18 protein-coding genes are annotated in these 23,611 nt (G+C 72.5%); 4 read left to right on the top strand and 14 right to left on the bottom strand.

What is annotated here, in order from left to right; translation table 11 throughout:
- Positions 1-26 precede the first annotated feature (26 nt).
- From QMZ92_RS26795 to QMZ92_RS26780, 4 genes are all read right to left on the bottom strand, one after another.
- On the bottom strand, positions 27-1,826 hold the full coding sequence (locus tag QMZ92_RS26795) for an IucA/IucC family protein (RefSeq protein ID WP_283300070.1): 1,800 nt from the start codon (positions 1,824-1,826) through the stop codon (positions 27-29).
- 59 nt (positions 1,827-1,885) lie between these two features.
- Positions 1,886-2,680 carry a GNAT family N-acetyltransferase gene (locus tag QMZ92_RS26790; protein WP_283300069.1) on the bottom strand — a complete coding sequence of 265 codons (795 nt, stop codon included), beginning with the start codon at positions 2,678-2,680 and terminating at the stop codon, positions 1,886-1,888.
- Positions 2,681-2,786: 106 nt separating this feature from the next.
- Positions 2,787-4,772, bottom strand: coding sequence for an IucA/IucC family protein (locus tag QMZ92_RS26785; RefSeq protein ID WP_283300068.1), 1,986 nt, complete (start codon positions 4,770-4,772; stop codon positions 2,787-2,789).
- Positions 4,773-4,800: 28 nt separating this feature from the next.
- Positions 4,801-6,177, bottom strand: coding sequence for a diaminobutyrate--2-oxoglutarate transaminase family protein (locus QMZ92_RS26780; protein ID WP_283300067.1), 1,377 nt, complete (start codon positions 6,175-6,177; stop codon positions 4,801-4,803).
- Between the two features lie 384 nt (positions 6,178-6,561).
- Here QMZ92_RS26780 and QMZ92_RS26775 point away from each other — a divergent pair, with 384 nt between their 5' ends.
- Positions 6,562-7,779 carry a trypsin-like serine peptidase gene (locus tag QMZ92_RS26775; protein WP_283300065.1) on the top strand — a complete coding sequence of 406 codons (1,218 nt, stop codon included), beginning with the start codon at positions 6,562-6,564 and terminating at the stop codon, positions 7,777-7,779.
- A gap of 568 nt (positions 7,780-8,347) precedes the next feature.
- On the opposite strand, the gene hflX is transcribed toward QMZ92_RS26775, so the two are convergent.
- The 6 genes from hflX to miaA form a co-directional block, all read right to left on the bottom strand.
- Positions 8,348-9,838, bottom strand: a complete 1,491-nt coding sequence (hflX, locus tag QMZ92_RS26770; RefSeq protein ID WP_283300064.1) for a GTPase HflX — start codon at positions 9,836-9,838, stop codon at positions 8,348-8,350.
- 252 nt (positions 9,839-10,090) lie between these two features.
- Positions 10,091-11,581, bottom strand: coding sequence for a M1 family metallopeptidase (locus QMZ92_RS26765; protein ID WP_283300063.1), 1,491 nt, complete (start codon positions 11,579-11,581; stop codon positions 10,091-10,093).
- 123 nt (positions 11,582-11,704) lie between these two features.
- Positions 11,705-13,819, bottom strand: a complete 2,115-nt coding sequence (locus QMZ92_RS26760) for a RelA/SpoT family protein (protein ID WP_283300062.1) — start codon at positions 13,817-13,819, stop codon at positions 11,705-11,707.
- A 240-nt stretch (positions 13,820-14,059) separates the two neighbouring features.
- Positions 14,060-14,956, bottom strand: coding sequence for a diaminopimelate epimerase (gene dapF / locus QMZ92_RS26755; RefSeq protein WP_283300061.1), 897 nt, complete (start codon positions 14,954-14,956; stop codon positions 14,060-14,062).
- Between the two features lie 29 nt (positions 14,957-14,985).
- Positions 14,986-15,438, bottom strand: a complete 453-nt coding sequence (locus QMZ92_RS26750) for a hypothetical protein (RefSeq protein ID WP_283300108.1) — start codon at positions 15,436-15,438, stop codon at positions 14,986-14,988.
- Positions 15,439-15,543: 105 nt separating this feature from the next.
- Entirely contained in the window at positions 15,544-16,482 is a 939-nt protein-coding gene (gene miaA / locus QMZ92_RS26745; RefSeq protein ID WP_283300060.1) for a tRNA (adenosine(37)-N6)-dimethylallyltransferase MiaA, read from the bottom strand.
- 318 nt (positions 16,483-16,800) lie between these two features.
- Between miaA and QMZ92_RS26740 the strand changes: the two genes are divergently transcribed.
- Positions 16,801-17,049, top strand: a complete 249-nt coding sequence (locus tag QMZ92_RS26740) for a hypothetical protein (protein WP_283300059.1) — start codon at positions 16,801-16,803, stop codon at positions 17,047-17,049.
- Between the two features lie 23 nt (positions 17,050-17,072).
- The gene (locus tag QMZ92_RS26735; protein WP_283300058.1) at positions 17,073-17,348 is read left to right on the top strand and encodes an antitoxin; all 276 of its coding nucleotides are present in this window, start codon (positions 17,073-17,075) and stop codon (positions 17,346-17,348) included.
- A gap of 121 nt (positions 17,349-17,469) precedes the next feature.
- Here the strand turns inward: QMZ92_RS26735 and QMZ92_RS26730 are convergent, their stop codons facing one another.
- Both QMZ92_RS26730 and miaB read right to left on the bottom strand, forming a co-directional pair.
- Entirely contained in the window at positions 17,470-18,186 is a 717-nt protein-coding gene (locus QMZ92_RS26730; protein ID WP_283300057.1) for a class III extradiol dioxygenase subunit B-like domain-containing protein, read from the bottom strand.
- A gap of 192 nt (positions 18,187-18,378) precedes the next feature.
- Complete coding sequence (gene miaB, locus QMZ92_RS26725) at positions 18,379-19,869, bottom strand: tRNA (N6-isopentenyl adenosine(37)-C2)-methylthiotransferase MiaB (protein ID WP_283300056.1); 1,491 nt, start codon at positions 19,867-19,869, stop codon at positions 18,379-18,381.
- A gap of 153 nt (positions 19,870-20,022) precedes the next feature.
- On the opposite strand from miaB, the gene QMZ92_RS26720 reads away from it, so the two are divergent.
- Positions 20,023-21,021 (top strand): TAXI family TRAP transporter solute-binding subunit, encoded by a 999-nt coding sequence (locus tag QMZ92_RS26720; protein ID WP_283300055.1) that lies wholly within the window; start codon positions 20,023-20,025, stop codon positions 21,019-21,021.
- Between the two features lie 433 nt (positions 21,022-21,454).
- On the opposite strand, the gene QMZ92_RS26715 is transcribed toward QMZ92_RS26720, so the two are convergent.
- Together QMZ92_RS26715 and QMZ92_RS26710 are read right to left on the bottom strand one after the other, a co-directional pair.
- Positions 21,455-22,849 (bottom strand): sensor histidine kinase, encoded by a 1,395-nt coding sequence (locus QMZ92_RS26715; RefSeq protein ID WP_283300054.1) that lies wholly within the window; start codon positions 22,847-22,849, stop codon positions 21,455-21,457.
- A 15-nt stretch (positions 22,850-22,864) separates the two neighbouring features.
- A complete protein-coding gene (locus tag QMZ92_RS26710) occupies positions 22,865-23,566 on the bottom strand; it encodes a response regulator transcription factor (RefSeq protein WP_138052732.1) in 702 nt (233 codons plus the stop codon).
- Between the last annotated feature and the right edge of the window lie 45 nt (positions 23,567-23,611).

The following is a 23,611-nucleotide window of genomic DNA, read 5'->3' as shown; positions in this document are numbered from 1 at the left end:
CCGCTCCCGGCCGGAGCACTGCGTCGTCACATGCTCAGAGGGTTGCGGACCGTGCCGTGTACGGCGGCGTGCGGGCGCTGCGGGCGGTCGCGGTAGCCGTCGAGGTGGAGCCGGTTGCGGTTCAGGCAGAGGCGCTCGATACGCGGAGTGAGCAGGTCGAACAGCTCGTAGCGGTCCTTGAGCTCGGGGAAGCGCGACTGGTGCCGCAGGATCTCCGCACGGACGAGGGACCAGAACTCGGCCTCGGGTAGGCCCAGTTGCTCCTCGCACAGCGGGGCGAGATGGCGGAACACCCCAACGAACAGACCGGAGTGGATGAACTGGGTGAGGAAGGCGGGCTCCTCCGTGAGCAGGACCGCACGCACGTCGTCGGGCATGGTGCCCAGCTCCGGCAGGGCCCTGGCGCTGACGTTCACGTCGTCCACGAAGTCCTTGATCGCGAGACGTACGGGCACGTCGTGGTCGTCGAAGACCACGATGGCGTTCTCGCCGTGAGGGGAGAAGACCGTGCCGTAGCGGTAGAGGAAGTGCAGCAGGGGCGGGAGCAGGGCGGCGAAGAGGTGACGCAGCCAGGTGGCGGGGGCCAGCCCGGAGCGTTCGACCAGTTCGGCGGTGAAGGCCCGCCCCGCGGGGTCGGTGTGCAGGAGCGAGGCGAGGGTGCGGGCGCGCTCCCCGGCGGGCAGCCGCAAGGGCTCCCGCCAGATGGCGCCGAGCAGTTCCTTGTACTGGTAGGGCACCTCGGGCAGCCGGTCGTAGTGCGGGTGCTCGACGGTGACCGAGGCCACCTCCCCCAGCAGGATCACTCCGCACTCGTCGCGGAGGAAGGGGTCGTGGTCGCGCAGTCCGTGGACCCATGAGGTGACGGCAGGCGCGGCGAGTGTGCGCTCGGTCGGCAGTCCCCGCCAGACGAGTGTATTGAGCACGGACAGCGGGAGCTTGACGGTGTGCCGGTCGGGGCGGCTGGTGTTGAGGAAGGTGCGGATGGACTGCTGTGGAAGCCGCAGGTCGCCGTCCGTGGTGAGCGGGACGATCTCGCCGCGGGCGATCGAGGGGGCGTAGAGGGGCAGGAGCACCTGGTCCCACTGCCAGGGGTGCACGGGCAGCAGGAGGTAGTCGGAGGGGTCGAGGCCGCGGTCCCTCAGCTTGGCGGTGAAGGCCCCGCGCACCGGAGCGTCGAGCTCCGTGGCGTAGAGGAGCTCGGGGGTGTCGAGTCCCCGCACGCCTCGGTAGGCGGCGAGGCGGGTACTGACGGCGATCCACGGGAGTCGGGCCGGATTCCGCGCCTCCGGGGCCCAGCGGGCTGCGTCCCGGCCGGAGAAGCCGAGGCGGCCCTTGTTGAGGACCAGCCAGGGGTGGCCGGTCTGGTGGCCCTCCAGGGAGGCGTAGTCGAGGTCGGCGAGCCGGGCGGCGGGAAGTGCGGTGTGGTCGAGCCTGCAGTCTGCGGCCAGGGTCGTGCTCAGCTCGCGTACGAGGTGGCCGAGCGTGGCGCCGTCGAGCGCCAGGAGGTGGCGGGCGGCCGTCAGGAAGCGGAGTGGATCGGTGAACGGGGTTCCGTCGCACCGGACGGAGTCGGGGTCGACCCTCCAGCTGCCGTACGCGCCGCGCCGGGCCCGGAAGGTGAGGTTCTCCCCTTCGTCGAGGCGGAGTGCGTAGCCGTCGTCGTGGCCCTGGGGCAGCGGCTCGATGATCTCTTCGTAGGCGAATTCACCGAGCGTCTTGGCGAGCAGGCGGACGGATGCCCGTTGCCAGGTCTCCGGGTTGAGCTCGGCCGGCGCGAGCAGGGCGGACGGCTCGTCGGAGTCTGAGGTGGCAGGGGACTTCGGCACGGGGACTCCTCGGATGGAACCGATGCGGTTCGAGCGGTGTACGTGAGACAGCGGGTCGGTCACAGCACTTTGCTCAGCGCTCTGTCGCGGACCATGAGCGCGGCTCGCTTGTCGGGCAGGTCGACTTCGGCGGAGAAGCGGAAGCCGGCGCTGAGGAAGGCGGAGACGGAAGGGGTGTTGCGCAGGTCGGGTTCGGCGACGACGCGTCCGCAGCGGGGCCGGTGGTCGAGCACGTGATCGGCCGCGGCCCGGAGCAGGGTCGTACCGACGCCGCGGCCGCGGTCGGCGACGCCCCCGATGAGCAGGTGGATGCCGGTGTCATGGGGCCGGGCCGGGTAGTGGCGTGCGAGCGGGTCGAGGTCGGCCCGGTAGATCTCGAAGTAGCCCGTCGGCACACCGTCGAGCACGCCGAGGCAGGGGACGCTGCGGCCGTCCCCCGCCAGCTGACTGCCGAGGTGGGCCTCGGTGACGGACTCCGGTCCGGCCAGCTCCCAGAAGGCCGCGACGGCGGGGTCGTTCATCCAACGGCTGATCAGCCGCAGATCGCGCTCGATCCGGACGGGCACGAGCCGGAAGGAGCCGATGGGGGTGGGCACGGCCCCCCAGTCGGAGAGGGCGTCCAGCAGGTCCTCGCCGGGGAAGAGCGCGTGGTCGGGGTGCTTGCCCTCGGGACCCTCCGCGGGCGTCGCGGCCGGGGGGCCCTGGTCCACCGCCGTCCGGGATCCCGGCTGCCGGTCCTGTTCGAAGAGCGCCGAGAGTTCCTCGGGCAGCCGCAGTTCGAGGGTGTCCTCCACCTCTCCGCCGGTGGAGGGGATGGAGCCGCTGGCGTCGGCGCTCGCGTCGGTGGGGGGCATGGGTGGCGCTCTCCTCTCGGCAGTTCGGACAGGTCGGTCGTCGGTGGTGCCGGTCACGGCCGGCCGGTTCCTCCGGAGACCGGACCTCCGCCGGGACTGATGTCGTTCAGGAGTGGAGGGGGTTGGTGATGGTGACGTAGACGGACTGGGTGTCGACGGGACCGACGAGCTCGTCGAGGCCGTGCAGCCGGGTGAGGAGATTCGCCTTGCAGCGCAGGGTGGGGTACTCCAGGAGCTGCGCGGGCAGCGGCGAGCCGAGGTGGCGGACGGAGTCGAGGAAGCGGCGGAAGGCGGCGACGAGCACGCGTTCGTCGGCCAGCCGTTGCGAGCCGAAGGCTCCGACGAGGCCGAGGACGTTGTTGATGCCGAGGTAGTAGGCGAAGCGTTCGTCCGTGACGGTGTCGTCGACGAAGGTCTCGCTGCGGATGCCGATGCCGGGAAGCCGGCGGTCGAGTTCGGCGCGGCGGGACTCTCGGAAGTAGTAGCCCTGGTTGTCACGGTAGCGGCCGCCGACGGGCCAGCCCTGCGGATCGATGATCACCAAGGTGTTCTGCTGGTGGGCTTCGAGGGCGACGCCGGCCGTGGCATCGAGCCACAGCACCGGGCGCACGACCTGGTCGAGGTAGCGCAGGAACCATTCGGCGGCGACGGCACCGGTGGGGCGGCCCGTGCGGGCGGCGAGGCCGCCGATGACCTCGGCGAGACGCGAGTGGCTGCCCGTCCGGCCCGGCCAGGGCCGGGGAGCGGTGAGGCCCGCGAGGCAGACGGCGTCGTCGCCGGCGCCGAACGGGTTGTGCCGGATCATGACGTCGATGCCGGGCAGCGGCGCTCCGTCCGGGGTGTCCACGGCGAGCCAAGCGGGGTCACGGACGATGTCGAAGCGGGGGTGCGCGGTCCGCCACTGTGCGCCCAGGCCGCTGCGGAGGAGGCGGTGGACCTCCACACCTCGGTGAAGTTCCTTGCGGAGGTTCTCACGGCGGGAGTTGGTGATGCGCACGCCGAGGGAGAGCTTGAGCATGGCCGGTGCGCCGGGCTGATGCACGGTGCGGACGGACGAGGTGGGGTGCCAGGGTTCACCGGCGGGACCCAGGTCGTGGAGCAGTCCCGCGTCGAACAGCGCGGCCACCTCGGGGCGGTGGGTCACTTCGCGGGCCTGCCAGGGATGCAGCGGCAGGGCAACGGTTCCGGGAGGGAGGGTGAGGTCTCCGGCGAGCCGGGAGGTGAGCTGTTCGGCGGGCACCGTGCGGCCTTCTTCGGTCCAGGCCGAGTCGCCGGACAGCACGTCCCGGTCGACAGCCAGCCAGTGGAGAGGGAAGGAGCCGTACAACTCCGGTGAGTAGAGCCGGGCTTCGGCGTCGGAGAGCCCTTCGCGGCTCTTGGGAGTGGGGTGAAGCGGATGGCCCAGGATCAGTGACTGTTCGGCGGTCAGAAAGAGGTCGGCTCCGTGCCGAGGGGCGGGGCGCCGCCGCCGGTCGTCGATGAAGCCGGCCGTACGGCGGACGGAGTCCGCGACGCGTCCGGCGAGGTCGACCGCTTCGGACCGGCGGCCTTCACCGTCCTTTCGTACACGGCTCCCGGATCCCGGTGCGCTGCCGTCGGCGCCCGGCTCACGGGTGAGGAGGACCGCGACGGTGACGGCGTCGGCCGGAGGTGCCTCCGCCGGAGCACCCTCCAGTCGGGGAAGTCCGAAACGGTGCCAGCCGGTGAGGGACCAGTGGAGGACGGGGACGAGCAGGGCCGTGCCGCTGGCGTGGAGCGGAATGCGCAAGTGCCCCTCGGTGGGCCTGGGGAGGTCGTTCTCCCTGACCCAGCAGCGCAGGAGGTTCTCGACCGCTCCCGCGTCGGCGGCCATCAGCGGATCGGGATGGTCGAGCGGGTCGGCCGCCGTGCCCGGGGCCGCTCCGGCGGGGGCTTCGGCCGGGCCCGGCCGGGGATCGGCATCCTGTTCCTCGGACGCCCCCTCCGACTGCCGCGGTACCGTCGCCGGCTCGACCGTGAGGGGGACGGCCGCCGTCCCGTTCTGCCCCGGGTGGTGGTCCGCGGCGGGACGGGCGTCGGGCTCTGGGGTGTCGGCAGCGGGGATGGGGTTCACGGGGACTTCCTTGTGGTGTCGTCCGGGATCACAGAGACGGCCCGGTGTCGTTGCGGCGGTGCGGCGCGCACACGGCCGCTTCCAGGGAGTCGGCGAAGCGGTCGAGGACCGCCTGGGCCTGTTCGTCGGTGAGCGTGAGGGGAGGCAGCAGACGGACGACCCCGGAGTGGCGTCCGCCGAGTTCGACGATCAGCCCACGGCGGAGACATTCCCGCTGCACGGCGGCGGCGAGGACGGGGTCGGCCGGCGGGACGTCGGCCTGCGGGTCGTCGACGTCGGGATTCACCAGTTCGACACCGATCATCAGCCCCCGGCCGCGTACGTCGCCGATGGACCGGTGGGTGGCGGCGAGGCCCTCGAGCTGCCCCAGCATGCGTGTGCCGAGGATTGCTGCCCGCTCCGCCAGCCGGTTCTCCCGTACGAAGGCCAGAGTGGCCGCACCAGCCGCCATGGCGAGCTGGTTGCCCCGGAAGGTGCCGGCGTGGGCACCGGGCTGCCAGACGTCCAGATCGGAGCGGTAGACGATCACTGCGAGCGGGAGGGAACCGCCGATGGCCTTGGACAGCACCATCACGTCGGGGACGGTCCCGCTGTGCTCGACCGCCCAGAAGGCTCCGGTGCGGCCCACCCCCGTCTGCACCTCGTCGGCGATCAGCGGGATGGAACGGGAAGCGGTGAGCTCGCGCATCCGTCGCAGCCAGCCGTCGGGGGCCGGGATCACACCGCCCTCGCCCTGCACCGGTTCGAGGATCATGCCGGCGGGCGTCGGGACACCGCCCTTGGGGTCGTCCAGCAGGCTCTCGGCCCAGCGGGCGGCGAGCTCGGCGCCCCTTTCGCCGCCGACCCCGAAGGGGCAGCGGTAGTTCTGCGGATAGGGCAGCCTCGTCACCCGGACGTCCGGCGCGCCCCCCGAGGCGTCGAGGGCCCCGGCCGTCATGCCGTGGTACGCACCGGTGAACGCGAGCAGTCCGGTGCGCCCCGTCGCGGTGCGGACCAGTTTGAGGGCGGCTTCGACGGCGTCCGTACCGGCCGGCCCGCAGAACTGGATACGGGCGTCGTCGGCGAGCGGCCGCGGCAGCGTGGCGAACAGTTCGGTGGTGAAGGCGTCCTTGACCGGAGTGGCGAGGTCGAGGACGTGCAGCGGCGCTCCTGAGGCGAGCACCTTCTTGATCGCTTCCAGTACGACGGGGTGGTTGTGGCCGAGGGCGAGGGTCCCGGCGCCCGAGAGGCAGTCGAGATACCGCCGTCCGTCCGCCCCCTCGATCGTCAGCCCCCGGGCCCGTACCGGGACGATGGGCAGCGAACGGGCGTAGGTCCGTGCCGCCGACTCACGGAGCGACTGGCGGCGCAGGATGCCTTCGTGCGCGACGGGCTGTGCCGGCGGAGCGGGTTCGGTCACGGCCACGGTTGTTCGTCCTCCGACTGTCACGGTTGTGTCGCGCCTCGGTACGGCGGTCGACCGCCGCGGCACGACGGTGAACGCTGAAGGCCTGCGTCCCCCGTCCGTACCAACGACGCCGGAAGCGGGGGATCACGGTCATTCCGGAAGATCCTTCGGCCCGGGAACCACGGCCCTGCCGCTCACCGTCCCCAGCGGCACCGGCATAGTGGGGGCCGCATTGCGACACCGGCGGCGTCGCCGGGATGTGCGCAGGCAATCTCGTTCCGTACGCACGCAACTGATGAAGTCCCAGGGGGATCACCACATGCGACCCAATCGCCCGATCTTCGCCGCACGCCGTGGGGGGAAGGCCGCTCGCAGGCCGATACTCNCCAGGGGGATCACCACATGCGACCCAATCGCCCGATCTTCGCCGCACGCCGTGGGGGGAAGGCCGCTCGCAGGCCGATACTCGCGGCGGGCGCGCTCGCGGCCGCGCTCGCGCTGACGGCAACGGCCTGCGGCCCCGGCGAGGGCGACGCGGCGGACAAGCCCAGCGCCCCGGCGGCGGCCGACGGTACCGCCGACGGGAAGATCACGATCCCGGACGATCTCAAGGACCGGCTCAAGGAGCACGGGATCGACCTGGACAAGTGGCGCAACGGCGAGTGGAAGAACTGGGACAAGGACACCTGGCTCCGCGAGGCCAAGGACTTCGTCAACCCGATCATCGAGGACCTCTGGGACCCGGACCGGATGCGCGAGGCCGAGGAGCCCGGCAAGCCGGTCGAGGAGGAGGACATCTCCGGTGACGAGGGGGTCACCGACCCGACGCCGCAGCCGGTCGAGGCCGCGGCGGTCGCCGCGCCCTATCACGGCAACGCCCCCGAGGCCGGGAAGGTCTTCTTCGACGGCCCCAAGGGCTCGATGGTCTGCTCCGCGACCGTCGTGGAGGACCCGGCCAACCCCGGCAAGTCCAACCTGGTGTGGACCGCGGGCCACTGCGTCCACGCGGGCAAGGAGGGCGGCTGGTACCGCAACATCGCCTTCGTCCCCTCGTACAACAACGGCGCGAAGACCTCCACCAAGGGGGACTCGAAGGAGCAGATGGCCCCCTACGGCGTGTGGTGGGGCGACTGGGCGCAGACCTCCGAGCAGTGGATCTCGCAGGGCGCGTCCACGGGCGGCCGGGGCGCGCCGTACGACTTCGCCGTGATCCATGTGACGCCCGAGAGGGGCGCCAACGGCAAGTCCCTCGAGGAGACGGTCGGTTCGGCACTTCCGGTCGACTTCAACGCTCCGGCCGTGCCGAAGGTGGGCAGCATGACGGCGACGGGCTTCCCGGCGGCGCCGCCGTTCGACGGCGAGCGGATGTTCCAGTGCGAGGACAAGCCTGGCCGGCTGTCGCTGAAGGCCGAGGAACCGACGATGTACCGCATCGGCTGCACCATGACCGGCGGTTCGTCCGGCGGTGGCTGGGTCGCGGCCGGCAAGAACGGCAAGCCCGCGCTGGTCTCGAACACCTCGATCGGACCGGTGACGGCGGGCTGGCTCGCCGGACCGCGCCTCGGCGAGGAGGCCAAGGGCGTCTACGACGCGGTCAGCAGGAAGTTCGCGGGGCGGTAGTCGCGTGCGGCCGCGGGGCCCCGGACTCTCCGGGGCCCTTCCGGCACGGCCGTGGAAGGTGCCTCGTTCGAAGCGGTGACGGCGGTTCGGCCACGTCGGCGGCCGGCGCGGGCGGAAGCTCCCCGCGGCTCACGCGTGGAGACTCCGTGCAGGTGGCGGGCATGGCCCGGCCGCGCGGAGGGGCCGCCCCGAGAGAGGTTCGCAGCACGGGGAGGCGGTCCACCGGAGGACCGCGTTCTGGCGCGCCCAGGCGTGCGACACGTTCGTGACTCCACCCACGACTGAAGTCGCGGGCTTCCCGCGTCGGTGGCTGAGCCTCCGCGCAGAGGGCCGGCCCGGCCCTGATGGCAGACTGCACGCGGGACCCCGCCCCGGCGAAGGGGAGCCACACGACGATGAGCGCGAATGTCGCGGGCAGGTGATCCGCCGGCCTTCGGGCCGCGCTGTCCGGCGCGAGGCCACGCCCCACCCCGAAGGGCAGCACCGGAACACGCGCCCCGTGCCATACGAAGGCCCGCCCCTCCCGGGGCGGGCCTTCGTATGGCGTGCGGTGCGGACCTCGGTCGGCTCAGCGCGCCGCCGGGACGTACGGCCCCAGCGCGGCCGCGAGCTCCTCGTGCACCCGCGCCTTGAGCAGCGTGCCCTCGGAGGTGTGCTCCTCCGACAGCACCTCGCCGTCGGCGTGGACGCGCGAGACGAGCGCTCCCTGCGTGTACGGCAGCAGGACCTCGATCTCGACCTGCGGGCGCGGCAGTTCGGCGTCGATGATCGCGAGGAGTTCGTCGATCCCCGCGCCCGTACGGGCCGAGACGGCGATGGCGTGCCGCTCGATGCGGAGCAGGCGCTGCAGCACGAGCGGATCGGCCGCGTCCGCCTTGTTGATCACGACGATCTCCGGTACGTCCACCGCGCCGACGTCCCGGATCACCTCGCGCACGGCGGCCAGCTGCTCCTCCGGCGCGGGATGCGAGCCGTCAACCACGTGCAGGATGAGGTCGGACTCGCCGACCTCCTCCATCGTGGAGCGGAACGCCTCGACGAGGTGGTGCGGAAGGTGCCGGACGAATCCGACGGTGTCGGCCAGCGTGTAGAGCCTGCCGCTCGGGGTCTCGGCCCGTCGCACGGTCGGGTCCAGAGTGGCGAACAGCGCGTTCTCCACCAGGACACCGGCGCCGGTGAGGCGGTTGAGCAGCGAGGACTTGCCCGCGTTGGTGTAGCCCGCGATCGCCACGGACGGAACCTTGTGCCGCTTCCGCTCCTGCCGCTTGATCTCGCGGCCGGTCTTCATCTCCGCGATCTCCCGGCGCATCTTCGCCATCTTCTCGCGGATCCGGCGCCGGTCCGTCTCGATCTTGGTCTCACCGGGGCCTCGGGTGGCCATGCCGCCGCTGCCGCCGCCCATCTGCCGGGACATCGACTGGCCCCAGCCCCGCAGCCTGGGCAGCATGTACTGCATCTGTGCCAGGGCCACCTGCGCCTTGCCCTCCCGGGACTTGGCGTGCTGCGCGAAGATGTCGAGGATCAGGGCGGTCCGGTCGACCACCTTGACCTTGACGATGTCCTCGAGGTGGATCAGCTGGCCCGGGCTGAGCTCACCGTCGCAGACGACGGTGTCGGCCCCGCTTTCGAGCACGATGTCGCGCAGCTCGTCGGCCTTGCCCGAACCGATGTACGTGGCCGGGTCCGGCTTGTCGCGGCGCTGGATCACGCCGTCGAGCACGTGGGCTCCCGCCGTCTCGGCGAGGGCGGCCAGCTCAGCGAGAGAGTTCTCCGCGTCCTGGACGGTCCCGGAGGTCCACACGCCGACGAGCACGACGCGCTCGAGGCGCAGCTGCCGGTACTCGACCTCGGTGACGTCCTCGAGCTCGGTGGAGAGGCCCACCACACGCCGCAGCGCGGCACGGTCGGAGCGGTCGAACTGGTCGCCGTCCCGCTCTCCGTCGATCTCGTAGCTCCAGGCGACGTCCTCTTCCATCAGGGCATCGGCCCGAAGGCTCTCGGTGCGGGTGGTCTCCGCGAAGCTCTGCGCGTCCTGGGAAGTGGATGAAGAGGAGGTCATTGGATCCTTACGTCGATGGAAAGCTGGTGCGGACCGTATGCGCTCGGCATGCCCCGCGACTGTCACAACGCGTCACGGCCCCGGAACATTCCCGGTCTGCCGCGTCGGGACGGAGAAACCGGGCGGGTCCGTCCCCTTCCGGGGAGCCGTACCCGGCGACGCCGCCGACCCGTCGATGGTCCCACGGCGCCGCCGCGGCCGTCACCCCGGTTTTCCCACCGCTCCCCCGGGCTCCGGGAGGGCCGTGGAGACTCAGTGCTTCGCGGCGGGCGCGGCATTCCGCTGGACCGACGGGACCTCACTGCGCCAGTCCGGGTGCCCGGGCATCCTGGGGGTCTTCGCCCCGTAGAGCCAGCCCCGGAAGAAACCGGTCAGGTCCCGGCCCGAGACCCGCTGGGCGAGGGCGGTGAAGTCCGCCGTCGTCGCCGTGCCGTCCCGGTGCTCGGCGACCCAGGCCCGCTCCAGGGTCTCGAACGCCTTCTTGCCGATCTCCTGTCGCAGTGCGTAGAGGACCAGCGCACTGCCGTCGTACACGATCGGCCGGAACAGCCCGAGCTGCCGGCCGGGTGCCGCGGGCTTCGGGGCGGCCGGGGGCCCGCCGGCGGCGCGCCAGCCGTCGGACCGCACGTACGCCTCGCGCATCTGCTCCTCGAGCGGCTGCTCGGCGTGCTCCTCCGCGTACAGCGAGCCGTACCAGGTGGCGTGCCCCTCGTTGAGCCAGAGGTCCGACCAGGTCCGCGGCGTGACGCTGTTCCCGAACCACTGGTGGGCGAGTTCGTGGACCATGACCGACTCGACGTACCACTTCGGGTACCGGGTGTCGGTGAACATCGACGTCTCGAAGAGCGACAGCGTCTGGGTCTCCAGGGCGAACCCGGTCTCGGCCTGCGCCAGGAGCACTCCGTACGTCTCGAACGGGTAGCGCCCGACCTTGTTCTCCATCCACGTGATGTGCGCGGGGGTCTTCCTGAGCCAGGGCTCGAGCCGCGCCCGCTGTGCCGCGGGGACGACGTCCCGGAGCGGCAGGCCGTGCGGGCCCTCGCGGCGGACGACGGCCGACTTCCCGATGCTGACCTGGGCCAGCTCGGTCGCCATGGGGTGCCGGGTGCGATAGACCCAGGTCCTGGTGGCGGGTTCGGCGGCGGGCTTCGCGGCACCGGTCGGGACCGGGAGGCCGTTGGCCACGGCGGTCAGCCCTGCCGGTGCCGTGATGCGGAAGGTGAAGTGCGCCTTGTCGGCGGGGTGGTCGTTGCAGGGGAAGACGCGGTGGGCGGCGTCGGCCTGGTTGGCCATCGCCAGGCCGTCGGTCGTGCGCACCCAGCCGCCCGCCTCCCCGCCCTTCGGATCACTGGTGTGGGTAACGGTGACGGCGAGCGGGGTGCCCGCGTCCACGGCCTGTCGCGGGGTGATCACCAGATCCTCGCCGGCGGTCGTGAACTCTGCACTGCTGCCGTTCACCTCGACCGCCCGTACGGTGCCGCTGGTGAAGTCGAGGTTGATCCGCTCCAGACGCTCCGTGGCCCGTGCGTCGATCTTCGTCACGGCATCCAGCGGCCTGCTGTTGACGCCCCGGTAGGTGAAGGCGATGTCGTAGGTGAGCACGTCGTACCCGGGGTTGCCCAGGTGCGGGAACAGCGGATCCCCGATACCCAGCGGTTCGGGGCCGGGCAGTACGGCGGCGACCAGCGTGGCCGAGGCGGCGACGAGCAATGCCGCCCGCAGGCGTCGTGAGGTGATCAGCATGTCATCACCGCTACCAGCGCGGGGAACGCGGACCGCGGCGGCACGCTCCGCGCACACCCGAAAGGGGTCAGGCGCCCGGAGCAGCGCCGTCGCCCCGGCCCGGAGGGGACGGCGGCGGGCGACTCAGGCGGAGGCAGGGTGCTGGGCGCGGTTCACGTCGTACACCCCCGCCACCTCGCGCATCGCCCTCATCAGCGCGGGCAGCCCGGCGGCGTCCTGGAGCTGGAGCGTGTAGGTGTGGCGTACGCGCTGTTCGCTGGGCGGCTCGACGGTGGCGGAGACGACCGCCGCGCCGGCCGCGGCGATGGCTTCGGTGAGATCCGCGAGGAGGCGGGGCCTGCCGAGCGCCTCGGCGACCAGCGTGACGCGGCACTCCGCCGCCCGGCCCCAGCGCACCTCGACCGGCTCCCGACCCATGGCGCGCATGCGGGACACACCCGGGCACTCACCGCGGTGCACGGTGACCGCGCCGCCGCGGACCGCGAATCCGGTGACCACGTCGGGCGGCACCGGGGTGCAGCACCCGGCGAGCCGGACGGTGGCGTCGGGCATGCCCGGCGCCTCGGCCACGGCGTCCACGGCGGCGCGCCGGCCCCCGCCGGGGGACGCGGGCGTCCGGGGCGCGGCGGCCTGCGGCTTGGCGGCCTCGGGATGCTCGGCGAGCCAGCTGGTGATCGCGATCCGGGCCGCGGGCGTACGGGCGTGGTCGAGCCAGTCCGGCGAGGGTCCGGAGGCGGCGTCCTGGGCGAGCAGCGGCTGGACCGTGTCGCCGTCTCCCAGCCGGGTGGCCAGCGCGGCGAGCCGGCCGTTGACACGGGCGCCGACACAGGCGTGCGCCGCATCGCCGTACTGCGCGTAGGCGGCGTCCACACAGCTCGCCCCGGCGGGGAGACCGAGGGTGCCGCCGTCCGCGCGGAAGACGGTGATCTCGCGGTCCTCGGCGAGGTCCGCCTGCAGCGAGGTCCAGAAGGTGTCGGGGTCCGGGGCCGACTCCTGCCACTCCAGCAACCGGGAGAGCCAACCCGGCCTGGTCGGGTCGGCCCGCTCGCCGTCCGCCCCGCCGGAGGCGTCGCCCGCGGTAGCGCCTCCGTCCGCGGTGTCCACCGCCGTGTACGGGTTGCCGAGGGCGACGACACCGGCCTCGGCGACGCGGTGCATCTGGTGCGTGCGGATGAGGACTTCGGCCACGGCGCCGTCGGAGCCCGCGACCGCCGTGTGCAGCGACTGGTACAGGTTGAACTTGGGGGCGGCGATGAAGTCCTTGAACTCGGAGATCAACGGCGTGAAGCAGGTGTGCAGTTCGCCGAGGGCGGCGTAGCAGTCGGCGTCCTCGGCGACGAGGACGAGGAGGCGGCCGAAGTCGGTGCCGGAGAGCTCGCCGCGCTTGAGCCGCAGGCGGTGCACGGAGACGAAGTGCCGTGGCCGGACGAGGACTTCGGCCGGGATGCCCGCGTCCCGCAGGACGGCTCTGGCACTCTCGGCGACGGCGGCCAGGGCGTCACCCGCGTCGGCGTTCTCCACCACGAGCGCACGGGTGCGCTCGTACTCCTCGGGGTGGAGGATCGCGAAGACCAGGTCCTCCAGCTCGGTCTTGAGTGCCTGGACGCCGAGCCGCTCGGCGAGCGGGATCAGCACGTCGCGGGTGACCTTGGCGATGCGTGCCTGCTTCTCGGGGCGCATCACGCCGAGGGTGCGCATGTTGTGCAGCCGATCGGCGAGTTTGATGGACATGACCCGGACGTCGTTGCCGGTGGCGACGAGCATCTTGCGGAAGGTCTCCGGCTCTGCGGCAGCGCCGTAGTCCACCTTCTCCAGTTTGGTGACGCCGTCGACGAGATAGCAGACCTCCTCGCCGAACTCCGCCCGCACCTGGTCGAGTGTCACATCGGTGTCCTCCACGGTGTCGTGGAGGAGTGAGGCGGTCAAGGTCGTGGTCTCCGCGCCGAGTTCGGCGAGGATCAACGTCACGGCGAGCGGGTGCGTGATGTACGGCTCACCGCTCTTGCGGAACTGCCCTCGGTGCGAGGACTCGGCGAGGACGTACGCCCTGCGCAGGATCGTCAGATCGGCGTCGGGGTGGTGGGCTCGGTGAGCCTCCGCGACATGGCCGATGGCGTCGGGGACCCGGTCCCGTGCTGTCGGACCGAGCAGCGCGGCTCTGCCCAGTCGACGGAGGTCGAGCCTGGAGCGGGCGCGTCGGCGGCTGGGAGCACCAGGGTTGGTGGCCTCTGCACTCATGGGGCACCTCCGGCAGCGTCGACCGGCGGTGGGCGGAGCAGGTGTGCCCTCCCTGCCGGTGCTTGATGCTACCGAGCCCACCACGTAGCCGAGTTCACCTCTCGCTCAGCGTGAATCGGATCACCCATTCGAGCGATGGTTCAGGCGATGTGCGTTCCTGTCGACGGTTCGACCCGTGCTGTGGGAGACGCCGTGGAGCGCGGCCGGAGGCCCGGGCCGCGGGGCGCGGCGGAGCGCCGGTCAGGCCGAGACCTCGAGCCAGGCGGGGTCGATGTGGCCCTCGGCGACGATCACGGCGGGACCGGTCATCTCGATCTCGCCGTCCGGGTGCTCGGTGATCACCAGCCGGCCACCCGGGAGATCCACCGTGTACGTGACGGGGGCACCGGTCACGGCCGGGTCGGCGCCGTCCCTGCGCGCGGCCGCGACGGCGACGGCGCAGGCGCCGGTGCCGCACGATCGGGTCTCGCCGGAGCCCCGCTCGTGCACCCGCACGGCCACGTGGCGCGGGCCCCGGTCGACGACGAACTCGATGTTCACTCCGTCCGGATACACCGAGGCCGGGGTGAACGGCGGGGCGGAGAACAGTCCGCCCGCGTGGCCGAGGTCCTCGACGAACGCGACCGCGTGCGGATTGCCCATGTTCACGTTCCGGGCGGGCCAGCTGCGGCCGCCGACGGTGACGGTGACACCGTCCTCGGGGAGCCGGGCCCGGCCCATGGCGACGGTGATGTCACCGTCCTTGTCGATGTGCACCCGCTTGACGCCGCCGCGCGTGGCCACCGCGAGGTCACCGGCTCCGACGAGGCCAGCCCGCTGCAGATAGCGGGCGAACACCCGCACTCCGTTGCCGCACATCTCGGCGATCGAACCGTCCGCGTTGCGGTAGTCCATGAACCACTCGGCCCCGCCCGCCAGGGAACGCGCCTCGGGGTGCGCGGCGGAGCGCACGACATGGAGCAGCCCGTCGCCTCCGATGCCCGCGCGGCGGTCGCAGAGCGCGGCGACCACGGAGGCGGGCAGCTCGATCTCGTTGCCGGGGTCCGGGACGATCACGAAGTCGTTCTCGGTCCCGTGGCCCTTCAGGAAGGCGATCGGCGAGAGCGACGGCGTGGTCGGGGTGGCGTGGCTGGTCACCCGACCATCGTAAGGGGCGGTCCGGACACTCAGCGGAGCCGGGCCACACGCCAGACGGCGAGGGCGACCAGGGCGGCGGCCACCACGACGTACAGGGCGATCACACGCCAGTCGGGGCGCTCTCCGGAGCTCCGCTCGGGCAGGCCCGGCCAGGTGTGGCCTACGCGGCGGGCGGCCATCATGCCCCAGCCCGCGGCGCAGCAGCTGATCAGGAGACCGAGCATGGCGACCACCGCACCGCCGTCCCCGGAACCGAACGCGAGCGGGAACGCGAACATCAGCGAACCGACGGCGGCGAGGCCCACGATGGGCGCGAGCTGCCAGATCCTGAGGCGCCGGGGCGGTCGCAGCTCCACCTCGACCGCTCCGTCGGCTCCCGAGTCGTCCGCGAGCAGGTCCACGGTCTCGTCCGGACCGTCGGGGCTCAGCCGGGACAGGTCGTTCCGTGCCCGCTGTTCTCTGTCGCGAGGGCCGGCCTCCATCGCCACGCGCCCTCCCAACTCGGACCACTCGTCGATCGATGCTCGATGATGGCACGGCCCGAGGCACCGGGATGACGGCCGTGGCGTCCCGATGCCATCACGTGATCAGGCTGTAACCGGTCGTTCGACCAACGCGAGAGCGCGCCCCGGAAGTTCCCGGCGATCCGCGGCGGCACCGCTCAGCCAGTGCACGCGCGGATCCCGGCGGAACCAGGAGTCCTGGCGGCGCGCGAAACGCTTGGTGGCGCGTACGGTCTCGGCGCGTGCCTCCTCCTCGGTGCACTCCCCCGCGAGCGCCGAGAGGACCTGCTGGTACCCGAGCGCGCGCGACGCGGTGCGCCCGGCCCGCAGCCCCTGGGCCTCCAGGGCCCGTACCTCGTCGACGAGACCCGCCTCCCACATCCGGTCCACCCTCAGCGCGATGCGTTCGTCGAGCTCGGGGCGGGCGACGTCGACGCCGATCTGCACGGTGTCGTACACGGCGTCGTGGCCGGGCAGATTGGCGGTGAAGGGCCGGCCGGTGATCTCGATCACCTCCAGGGCCCGGACGATCCGCCGGCCGTTGCTGGGCAGGATCGCACGGGCAGCGTCCGGGTCGGCCCCGGCCAGGCGCGCGTGCAGCACCCCGGAGCCGCGCTCCTCCAACTCGGCCTCGAGCCTGGCGCGGACCTCGGGATCGGTGCCGGGGAACTCCAGCGCGTCGATCGCACCGCGCACGTACAGCCCCGATCCCCCGACGAGGACGGGCGTACGACCCTCGGCGAGCAGCCGGTCGATCTCCCCACGGGCCAGCTTCTGGTACTCGGCGACGCTCGCCGCCTCGGTGACGTCCCAGATGTCGAGGAGGTGGTGCGGAACCCCGCCGCGCTCCCCCTCCGTCAGTTTGGCGGTCCCGATGTCCATCCCGCGGTAGAGCTGCATCGAGTCGGCGTTGACGACCTCGCCGCCGAGCTGCCGGGCCAGATGGACGCCCAGATCGGACTTGCCGGCCGCGGTGGGACCGACGACGGCGATGACCCGCGGTGCGGGGGCTGCGCTTCTCACCGCCCCAGTCTCGCAAACGACCCAGCCCGTCCCCGAACGAGCTACGTGACGGCACCTGCACGGGGTCGTTGCCTGTTGCGAGGTTCCTGTCGCCGGTCACTGAACCGGCGCCGCCGGGGCGGAGCGATGGGACGCCCCGGACGACGCGGAATCTCGCCCACACGAGTAGGCTATGGAGTAGATATGGGCGTTTTTGCAAGGTTTCGCCGGAAGGCCAAAGAGGCCGTGGCGGCGCCGTCCGAGGAAGGCACGGCCGGCCGTGTGACGGCCGGCGCCGAGGAAGGCGCCCCCGGGGAACCTGCCAAGGACGCTGTGCAGGTGAAGGAGCCAGTGGAAGCGTCGGCGGACGAGGCCACCGGCTCCGTGGAGTCCGAGAAGGGTGCGGACGACGGCGAAGCCACAACCGGTGCCGGGCCCGGCACCGAGGAGGCTCCGGCGGCTTTCGGCGCGGCCGGCGGGGCCGGACCGTCGGACGGGTCCTCCGGGGCGGATCAGGTCGAGATCCCGAAGCAGCAGTCCGTCGACGAGGCCGCGGACAACGGAGCCGGTGAAGGCGCCCGCAAGTAGATCCTGATGAGCGAAGGTGACCCATGGGCATCATGGACACGCTGAAGGCCAAGCTCGCCCCCGCCAGGGAGAAGGTCTCCGACCTCGCCCACCACCACGGGCACAAGATCGAGCACGGTTTGGACAAGGCCGCACGGACGGTCGACCACCGGACCAAGGGCAAGTACAGCGACAAGATCGAGTCGGGTACCGGCAAGGCCAAGGAGGCCCTGGGCCGCCTCACCCACAAGGACGACGGCACGCACAAGGACGACGGCACGCACAAGGGCGGCGAAGGCACCCCGCCGCCGGCTTCCTGAGAGTGCGACGGCGGACGGCCACCCGGTCGCGGTGTCCGAGTGCTCCGGCGCCTCGGGGCGCGCACCGGTCGGCCGCCGCCCCGACCGGTGCGGTCGTCCCCGACGGCGTGGGCGCGCGGTGTCAGGACCAGGCGGCGACGAAGTACCCGACGCCGTACGGGGCGTCCTCGTAGAGGAGCTGCCCGGTCAGGCCGGCGTCCTCGGCGGCTCCCGCGAGGACCTGCCACGGTGCGCGTCCGGCCACCTGGAGCTCCCGCGCGAGGGACTCGTCGAGCCCGGCGAGCGCTGCGGTGTCCGCCGCTCCGAGCGCCCGGGCGGCCTCCGCGTCGAACGGCGCCGCGCGTTCGTCCAGGTATCCCGGTGCCTTGAGGGTGCGGCGGGCACTGCCGTCGCCCATCACGAGCAATGCGACCCGCCGGGCCCGCGCGGCGAGCTCCCGGCCGGTCTCCACGCAGCGGGCGGCTGCGAGGCCGGTGTCCACGGCGAGACCCTCCACCGGGGCGAGGGACCAGTTCGCACGTTCCAGCAGCCAGGCCCCGACGGCCAGCGCCACGGGCAGCCGTCCCTCCGGCGCGGGCCCGTCGGGGACGCCCAGCCGCACGTGCGAGGCGACGCCGAAGCCCTCGAAGGAACCGGGCGTCCCCGGGGCATGGATGCCGGGCCGCTCGCCGGGGCTCGCGGCGCCCACCACGAACAGCACCTCGGGACGGGAGGCGGCCAGCACACCCAGCACGTCGGCACAAGCGTGCCGGGCCGCGTCGAGCTCGGGCGCGGCGCCCGCGGCCACGTCGGGCACGAGGAGCGGAGGGCTGGGGCAGACGGCGGCGGCGACAAGCATGATCGCAGCCTAGTGCCGCAACAGACCGACGTTCGCGCCGTCGCGACGCCCGGCGCGGCACCGGTGAGCGTGCCCCGCGCGGCCCCGGACACCCGGCGGCGGCCACGACGGGCTCCGGGGCGCCTCACGGGTTACCGGGCCCGCCGGACGCGACGGCGCCCGGCGGCACGGCCCCGCCGCGTTCCTGCCGGGTCAGCCGACCGCCGAGCAGCCACCCGTCGGGGCGGGCAGCGGAGCCGGGACGCCGACCGTCGGCAGGCCGAGCATCACGCCGGCGGGCTGCTGCGGCGCGGCGTTGCGCCTCTCCCAGGCGTCACCGGCGCGAGTCCGGCGCACGGAGATCGTCTCGCCCTCGGCAAGGAGGTGGTGCGGGGCCGCGTACGTGATCTCGACGGTCACCACGTCGCCCGGACGGACCTCGTCCGCGGGCTTGGTGAAGTGGACCAGCCGGTTGTCCGGCGCACGGCCCGACAGCCGGTGCGTGGCACCGTCCTTGCGGCCCTCGCCCTCGGCGACCATGACCTCGAGAACCCGGCCGACCTGCTTCTTGTTCTCCTCCCAGGAGATCTCCTCCTGGAGGGCCACCAGCCGCTCGTAGCGCGCCTGGACGACCTCCTTCGGGATCTGCCCGTCCATCTCGGCGGCCGGGGTGCCGGGCCGCTTCGAGTACTGGAAGGTGAAGGCCTGGGCGAAGCGGGCCTCGCGCACGACGTGCAGCGTCTGCTCGAAGTCCTCCTCGGTCTCGCCGGGGAAGCCCACGATGACGTCGGTGGAGATGGCGGCGTGCGGGATCGCGGCGCGGACCTTCTCGATGATTCCGAGATAGCGCTCCTGCCGGTACGAACGGCGCATCGCCTTGAGCACCGTGTCGGAGCCGGACTGGAGCGGCATGTGCAGCTGCGGCATCACGTTCGGCGTCTCGGCCATCGCGGCGATCACGTCGTCGGTGAAGTCGCGCGGGTGCGGGGAGGTGAAGCGGACCCGCTCGAGGCCCTCGATCCTCCCGCAGGCGCGGAGGAGCTTGGAGAACGCCTCGCGGTCGCCGATGTCGGAGCCGTAGGCGTTGACGTTCTGGCCGAGCAGCGTGATCTCCGAGACGCCCTCGCCGACCAGCGCCTCGACCTCGGCGAGGATGTCGCCGGGGCGGCGGTCCTTCTCCTTGCCGCGCAACGCGGGCACGATGCAGAACGTGCAGGTGTTGTTGCACCCGACGGAGATGGACACCCAGGCCGCGTACGCGCTCTCGCGGCGCGTCGGCAGCGTGGAGGGGAACGCCTCCAGCGACTCGGCGATCTCGACCTGCGCCTCTTCCCGGACTCGGGCGCGCTCCAGCAGGACGGGCAGCTTGCCGATGTTGTGCGTGCCGAAGACGACGTCGACCCAGGGCGCCTTCGCGACGATGGTGTCGCGGTCCTTCTGGGCGAGGCAGCCGCCGACGGCGATCTGCATCCCCGGCCGCCGGGCCTTCATGGGGGCGAGCCGCCCGAGGTTGCCGTACAGCCTGTTGTCGGCGTTCTCCCGGACCGCACAGGTGTTGAAGACGACGACATCCGCCTCTCCCTCACCCGTGCCCTCGGGCGCCCGGACGTAGCCGGCGTCCTCCAGCAGGCCGGACAGCCGCTCGGAGTCGTGGACGTTCATCTGGCACCCGTAGGTGCGCACCTCGTAAGTCTTCGCGCTCATCTCGCACACCAGGGTACGGGGTGACGGCCGTCTCCCGCCCCCGTGTTGCCCGGGCGGGAGAGGGGAGAGCCGTGGGCGGGACACGGAGAGCCGATCATGCGCGGCGAAGGGAGGGCCTGGCCAGCACCGCGCGTGAACTGGCAGGATCGCGCCATGCTCCCCGCTCTGTCCCGAATCAGCCGGCGCCGCGCCCTGCAGGGCTCCGCGGCGCTGGCCGTCGTGTGCGGGCTGCTGCTGTGGTGGCTGCTGCCGATGGACGACAGCAGCCCGAGCGGCCGGCTCACGTTCAGCACGGGCGTGCAGAGCGGCGTGTACCAGCGGTACGGAAACCTCCTCAAGAACGCCCTGGCCCACGATCTGCCGAAGGTCGCGATAGAGCTCCGCAACAGCGAGGGCTCCCAGCAGAACCTCGCCCGGGTGGCGAGCGGCGAGGCCGACTTCACGATCGCGACCGCCGACGCGGTGGCGAAGTACCGGCGCGACGGCAGGACCGGCGCCGACCGGCTGCGCGGCTGCGCACGGCTGTACGACGACTACGTACAGCTCGTCGTGCCCCAGGGCTCACCCGTGGAGACCCCGGCCGACCTGCGCGGCAAGCGGGTCGGCGTCGGTCAGGACCGCTCCGGTGTCCGCCTCATAGCGGACCGGGTGCTCACGGCCGCGGGCCTGGACGCCCGCCGGGACATCGAACCGGTGGCCGCCGGCCTCGACACCTTGCCGGGACGGCTGGAGCGGGGCGAACTGGACGCCTTCTTCTGGTCGGGAGGCCTGCCGACCGGCACGATCCAGAAGCTGTCGGAACGTTTCCCCGTACGGCTGGTCCCGGTCGGCGACAAGCTCATCAGCCGCGTCCACGCGACGGGCGACGCGACGCGCCACTACCACTCGGCGGTGATCCCGGCCGAGGCCTATCCGCAGATGGGCGCCAAATCCCCGGTGCAGACCGTCGCCGTGGCCAATCTGCTCGTCACGACGGACCGGGCGGACCCGGAGCTGACCGAGCGGTTCACCCGGACCGTGATCAGGAGCCGGGACCGGATCGGCCGTGAGGTCCACCCGGCGCAGCTCGTGGACCTGCGGACGGCGATCTACACGGACCCGCTGCCGCTCCACGAGGGGGCCCGCCGCTACTACAGCTCGGTGAAGCCGTAGGGCGAGGCGCCAGGGGCACGGGTCCGGCCGCCGAGGGCGGCCGCGGCGGGGCGACGCTCCACCGTGTCGCCGGCCGACGTCCGTCCCCTCGGGGCTGAGGGGCGGCGCGGACCACCCGGGCAGGTGGCGGGACCGCGAGGGCCCGTCGGAGCATCTCCGCCCCGGTATCGACAAGGCCGTCCTGACCGCCCCGGGCAAGGGCGACGTCCCGAGCAACGTGCACGGCGTCGACCACGACACGATCAAGGGGGTGGCGCGGGAGCGGCCGGCCTGGACGCGAGCCGGTCCACGGGCGGCAGGCCGGTTCCCCCGTTGCCGCAGTCGGCCCCGTACGGACCGCCGGTCCGTCGTATCCCGCAAGCCGGGCCCGGCCCCGGGAAGCACGCCCCCTTCGCCAGCCGGCCGGCCCCTCACCGACCGCCCGGTCCCCGCCTCAGGCCGTCGGCGGATGGCGCGGCAGTGTGACCGTCACCCGCAGTCCGCGCGGTTCGTTGTGCGCGTACGCGATCGAGCCGCCGCCCGCCGAGAGCAGCGCGCGGGTGATGGAGAGTCCGAGGCCGGAGCCCTTCACGTTCTGGTGGCGGCCACTGCGCCAGAAGCGGTCACCGATCCGGGCGAGCTCCTCCTCCGTGAGCCCGGGGCCGCCGTCGGCGACCACGACCGTGGAGGTCGTGCCGTCCGCCGAGGCCGTGACCGTGACCTCCTCCCCCTCGGGCGTGAACTTCAGCGCGTTGTCGATCACGGCGTCCAGGGCGCTGGAGAGCGCGATCGGGTCGGCCCAGGCGGTTACGGCAGGACCGTGTCCGTTGAGCCGGACGCCCTTCTCCTTCGCGAGCGGGCGCCAGGCGGCGACCCTCTCGGCCGCCAGCTCACCGATGTCGGTGAGGCGGATGTCGGCGGAGGCGTGCTCGGCCAGGGCCAGGTCGAGCAGATCGTCCAGGACCCGGGCGAGCCGTTTGCCCTCCGTGCGCACGGAGGCGATCTCCTCGTTGCCCTCGGGCAGTTCGAGGGCGAGGAGCTCGATCCTCAGCAGCAGGGCGGCGAGGGGGTTGCGGAGCTGGTGCGAGGCGTCGGCGACGAACGCGCGCTGCTGCTCCAGCACCAGCTCGACGTTGTCGGCCATCTCGTTGAACGACCGGGCCAGTCGCTGGAGTTCCGGCGGGCCCCCGGCAGCGGCTACCCGGGAGTTCATCCGGCCGGTCGCGATGCCGTGGGTGGCGGCGTCGAGGATGCGCACCGGCCGCAGCACCCAGCCGGTGAGCCGGAACGCCGCGCCCACGGCGACGAGCATCGCCGCGGACTCGCCGGCCGCGATGATCAGCCATCCGCGCAGGATGCGCGAGCGCAGCTGCCCCGTGGGCGAGTCGGTGACGACGACCGCGACGACGTCGCCGTCGCGCACCACCGGTGAGGCGACGACGATCCGGCCGTCCTGCTGCCAGGGCCAGACCTGCGGTGGATCGTGGCTGCGGCGGCCGAGCAGGGCCTCGGCGAACGCCTGGCGGCCCACCCCCGCGTCCGGGACCTCCCAGTACCAGGGGGCCCGGGCCATCGCGGCACCGCTGCGGTGGAAGACGCCCGCGTGGATCCCGTACACGTCGTTGTAGCGGGTCAGTTCCTCCTCGAGGGTGGTGTGGCGCTCGTCCCGGCCCGGCACGCCCTCCGTGACGAACTGGGCCTGGGCGGCGAACCGTGCCGTGTCGTCCAGCCGGTCGACCACCACCTGCTGCTGCTCGGCGGCCGCCAGGCTCACCGCGAGCGGGAAGCCCAGGGCGAGCAGGACCCCCGCCATGAGGACGATGAGGAGAGGGAGGAGACGGGTACGCAAGGGGAGGGCGGGCCTTTACACGACGGGGTCGACAAGGCGGTAGCCGACGCCGCGCACGGTCTCGATGAGGGCGGGCATGCGGAGCTTGGAACGCAGCGACGCCACGTGTACCTCGAGCGTCCGGCCGGTCCCCTCCCAGTTGGTGCGCCACACCTCGCTGATGATCTGCTCTCGGCGGAAGACGACACCGGGCCGCTGCGCGAGCAGCGCCAGCAGGTCGAACTCCTTGCGGGTCAGCTGGACGTCCGCCCCTTCGACGCTGACCCGGCGCGTGGGCAGTTCGATGGTGACCGCGCCGAGCCTGAGCGCGCTGTCGGAGGCCGGTGAGGCCTCCTCGCCGGGCGCGGTACGCCGGCTGACGGCGTGGATGCGGGCGAGCAGCTCGCCCGTGTCGTACGGCTTCACGACGTAGTCGTCGGCGCCGAGGTTCAGCCCGTGGATGCGCGAGCGCACGTCGCCCCGCGCGGTGACCATGATCACCGGCGTGGTGGTGAGCTTCCGAATCTTCCCGCACACCTGGTAGCCGTCCTGGTCCGGCAGCCCCAGATCGAGCAGGACGACCCCGAAGGGAGTCCTGCCCTCGGCGGCCGCCGGGAGCACGGCCTGCAGCGCCTCCTCGCCGTTGCGGGCGTGGGTGACCTGGAAACCGTGGCGTGCGAGCACCGCGGACAGGGCCGCGGCGACGTGGTCGTCGTCCTCGACAAGCAGAAGTCTCATGTGGCCCCCCCTCGCGGGCGTAGCTCTCGCGTTGTTACCAGGGCA

Source organism: Streptomyces sp. HNM0645, assembly GCF_030056615.1.
GTDB lineage: Bacteria > Actinomycetota > Actinomycetes > Streptomycetales > Streptomycetaceae > Streptomyces > Streptomyces marianii.
The sequence above is the reverse complement of the archived record's forward strand: the minus strand, read 5'-3'. Positions and strand labels throughout refer to the sequence as shown.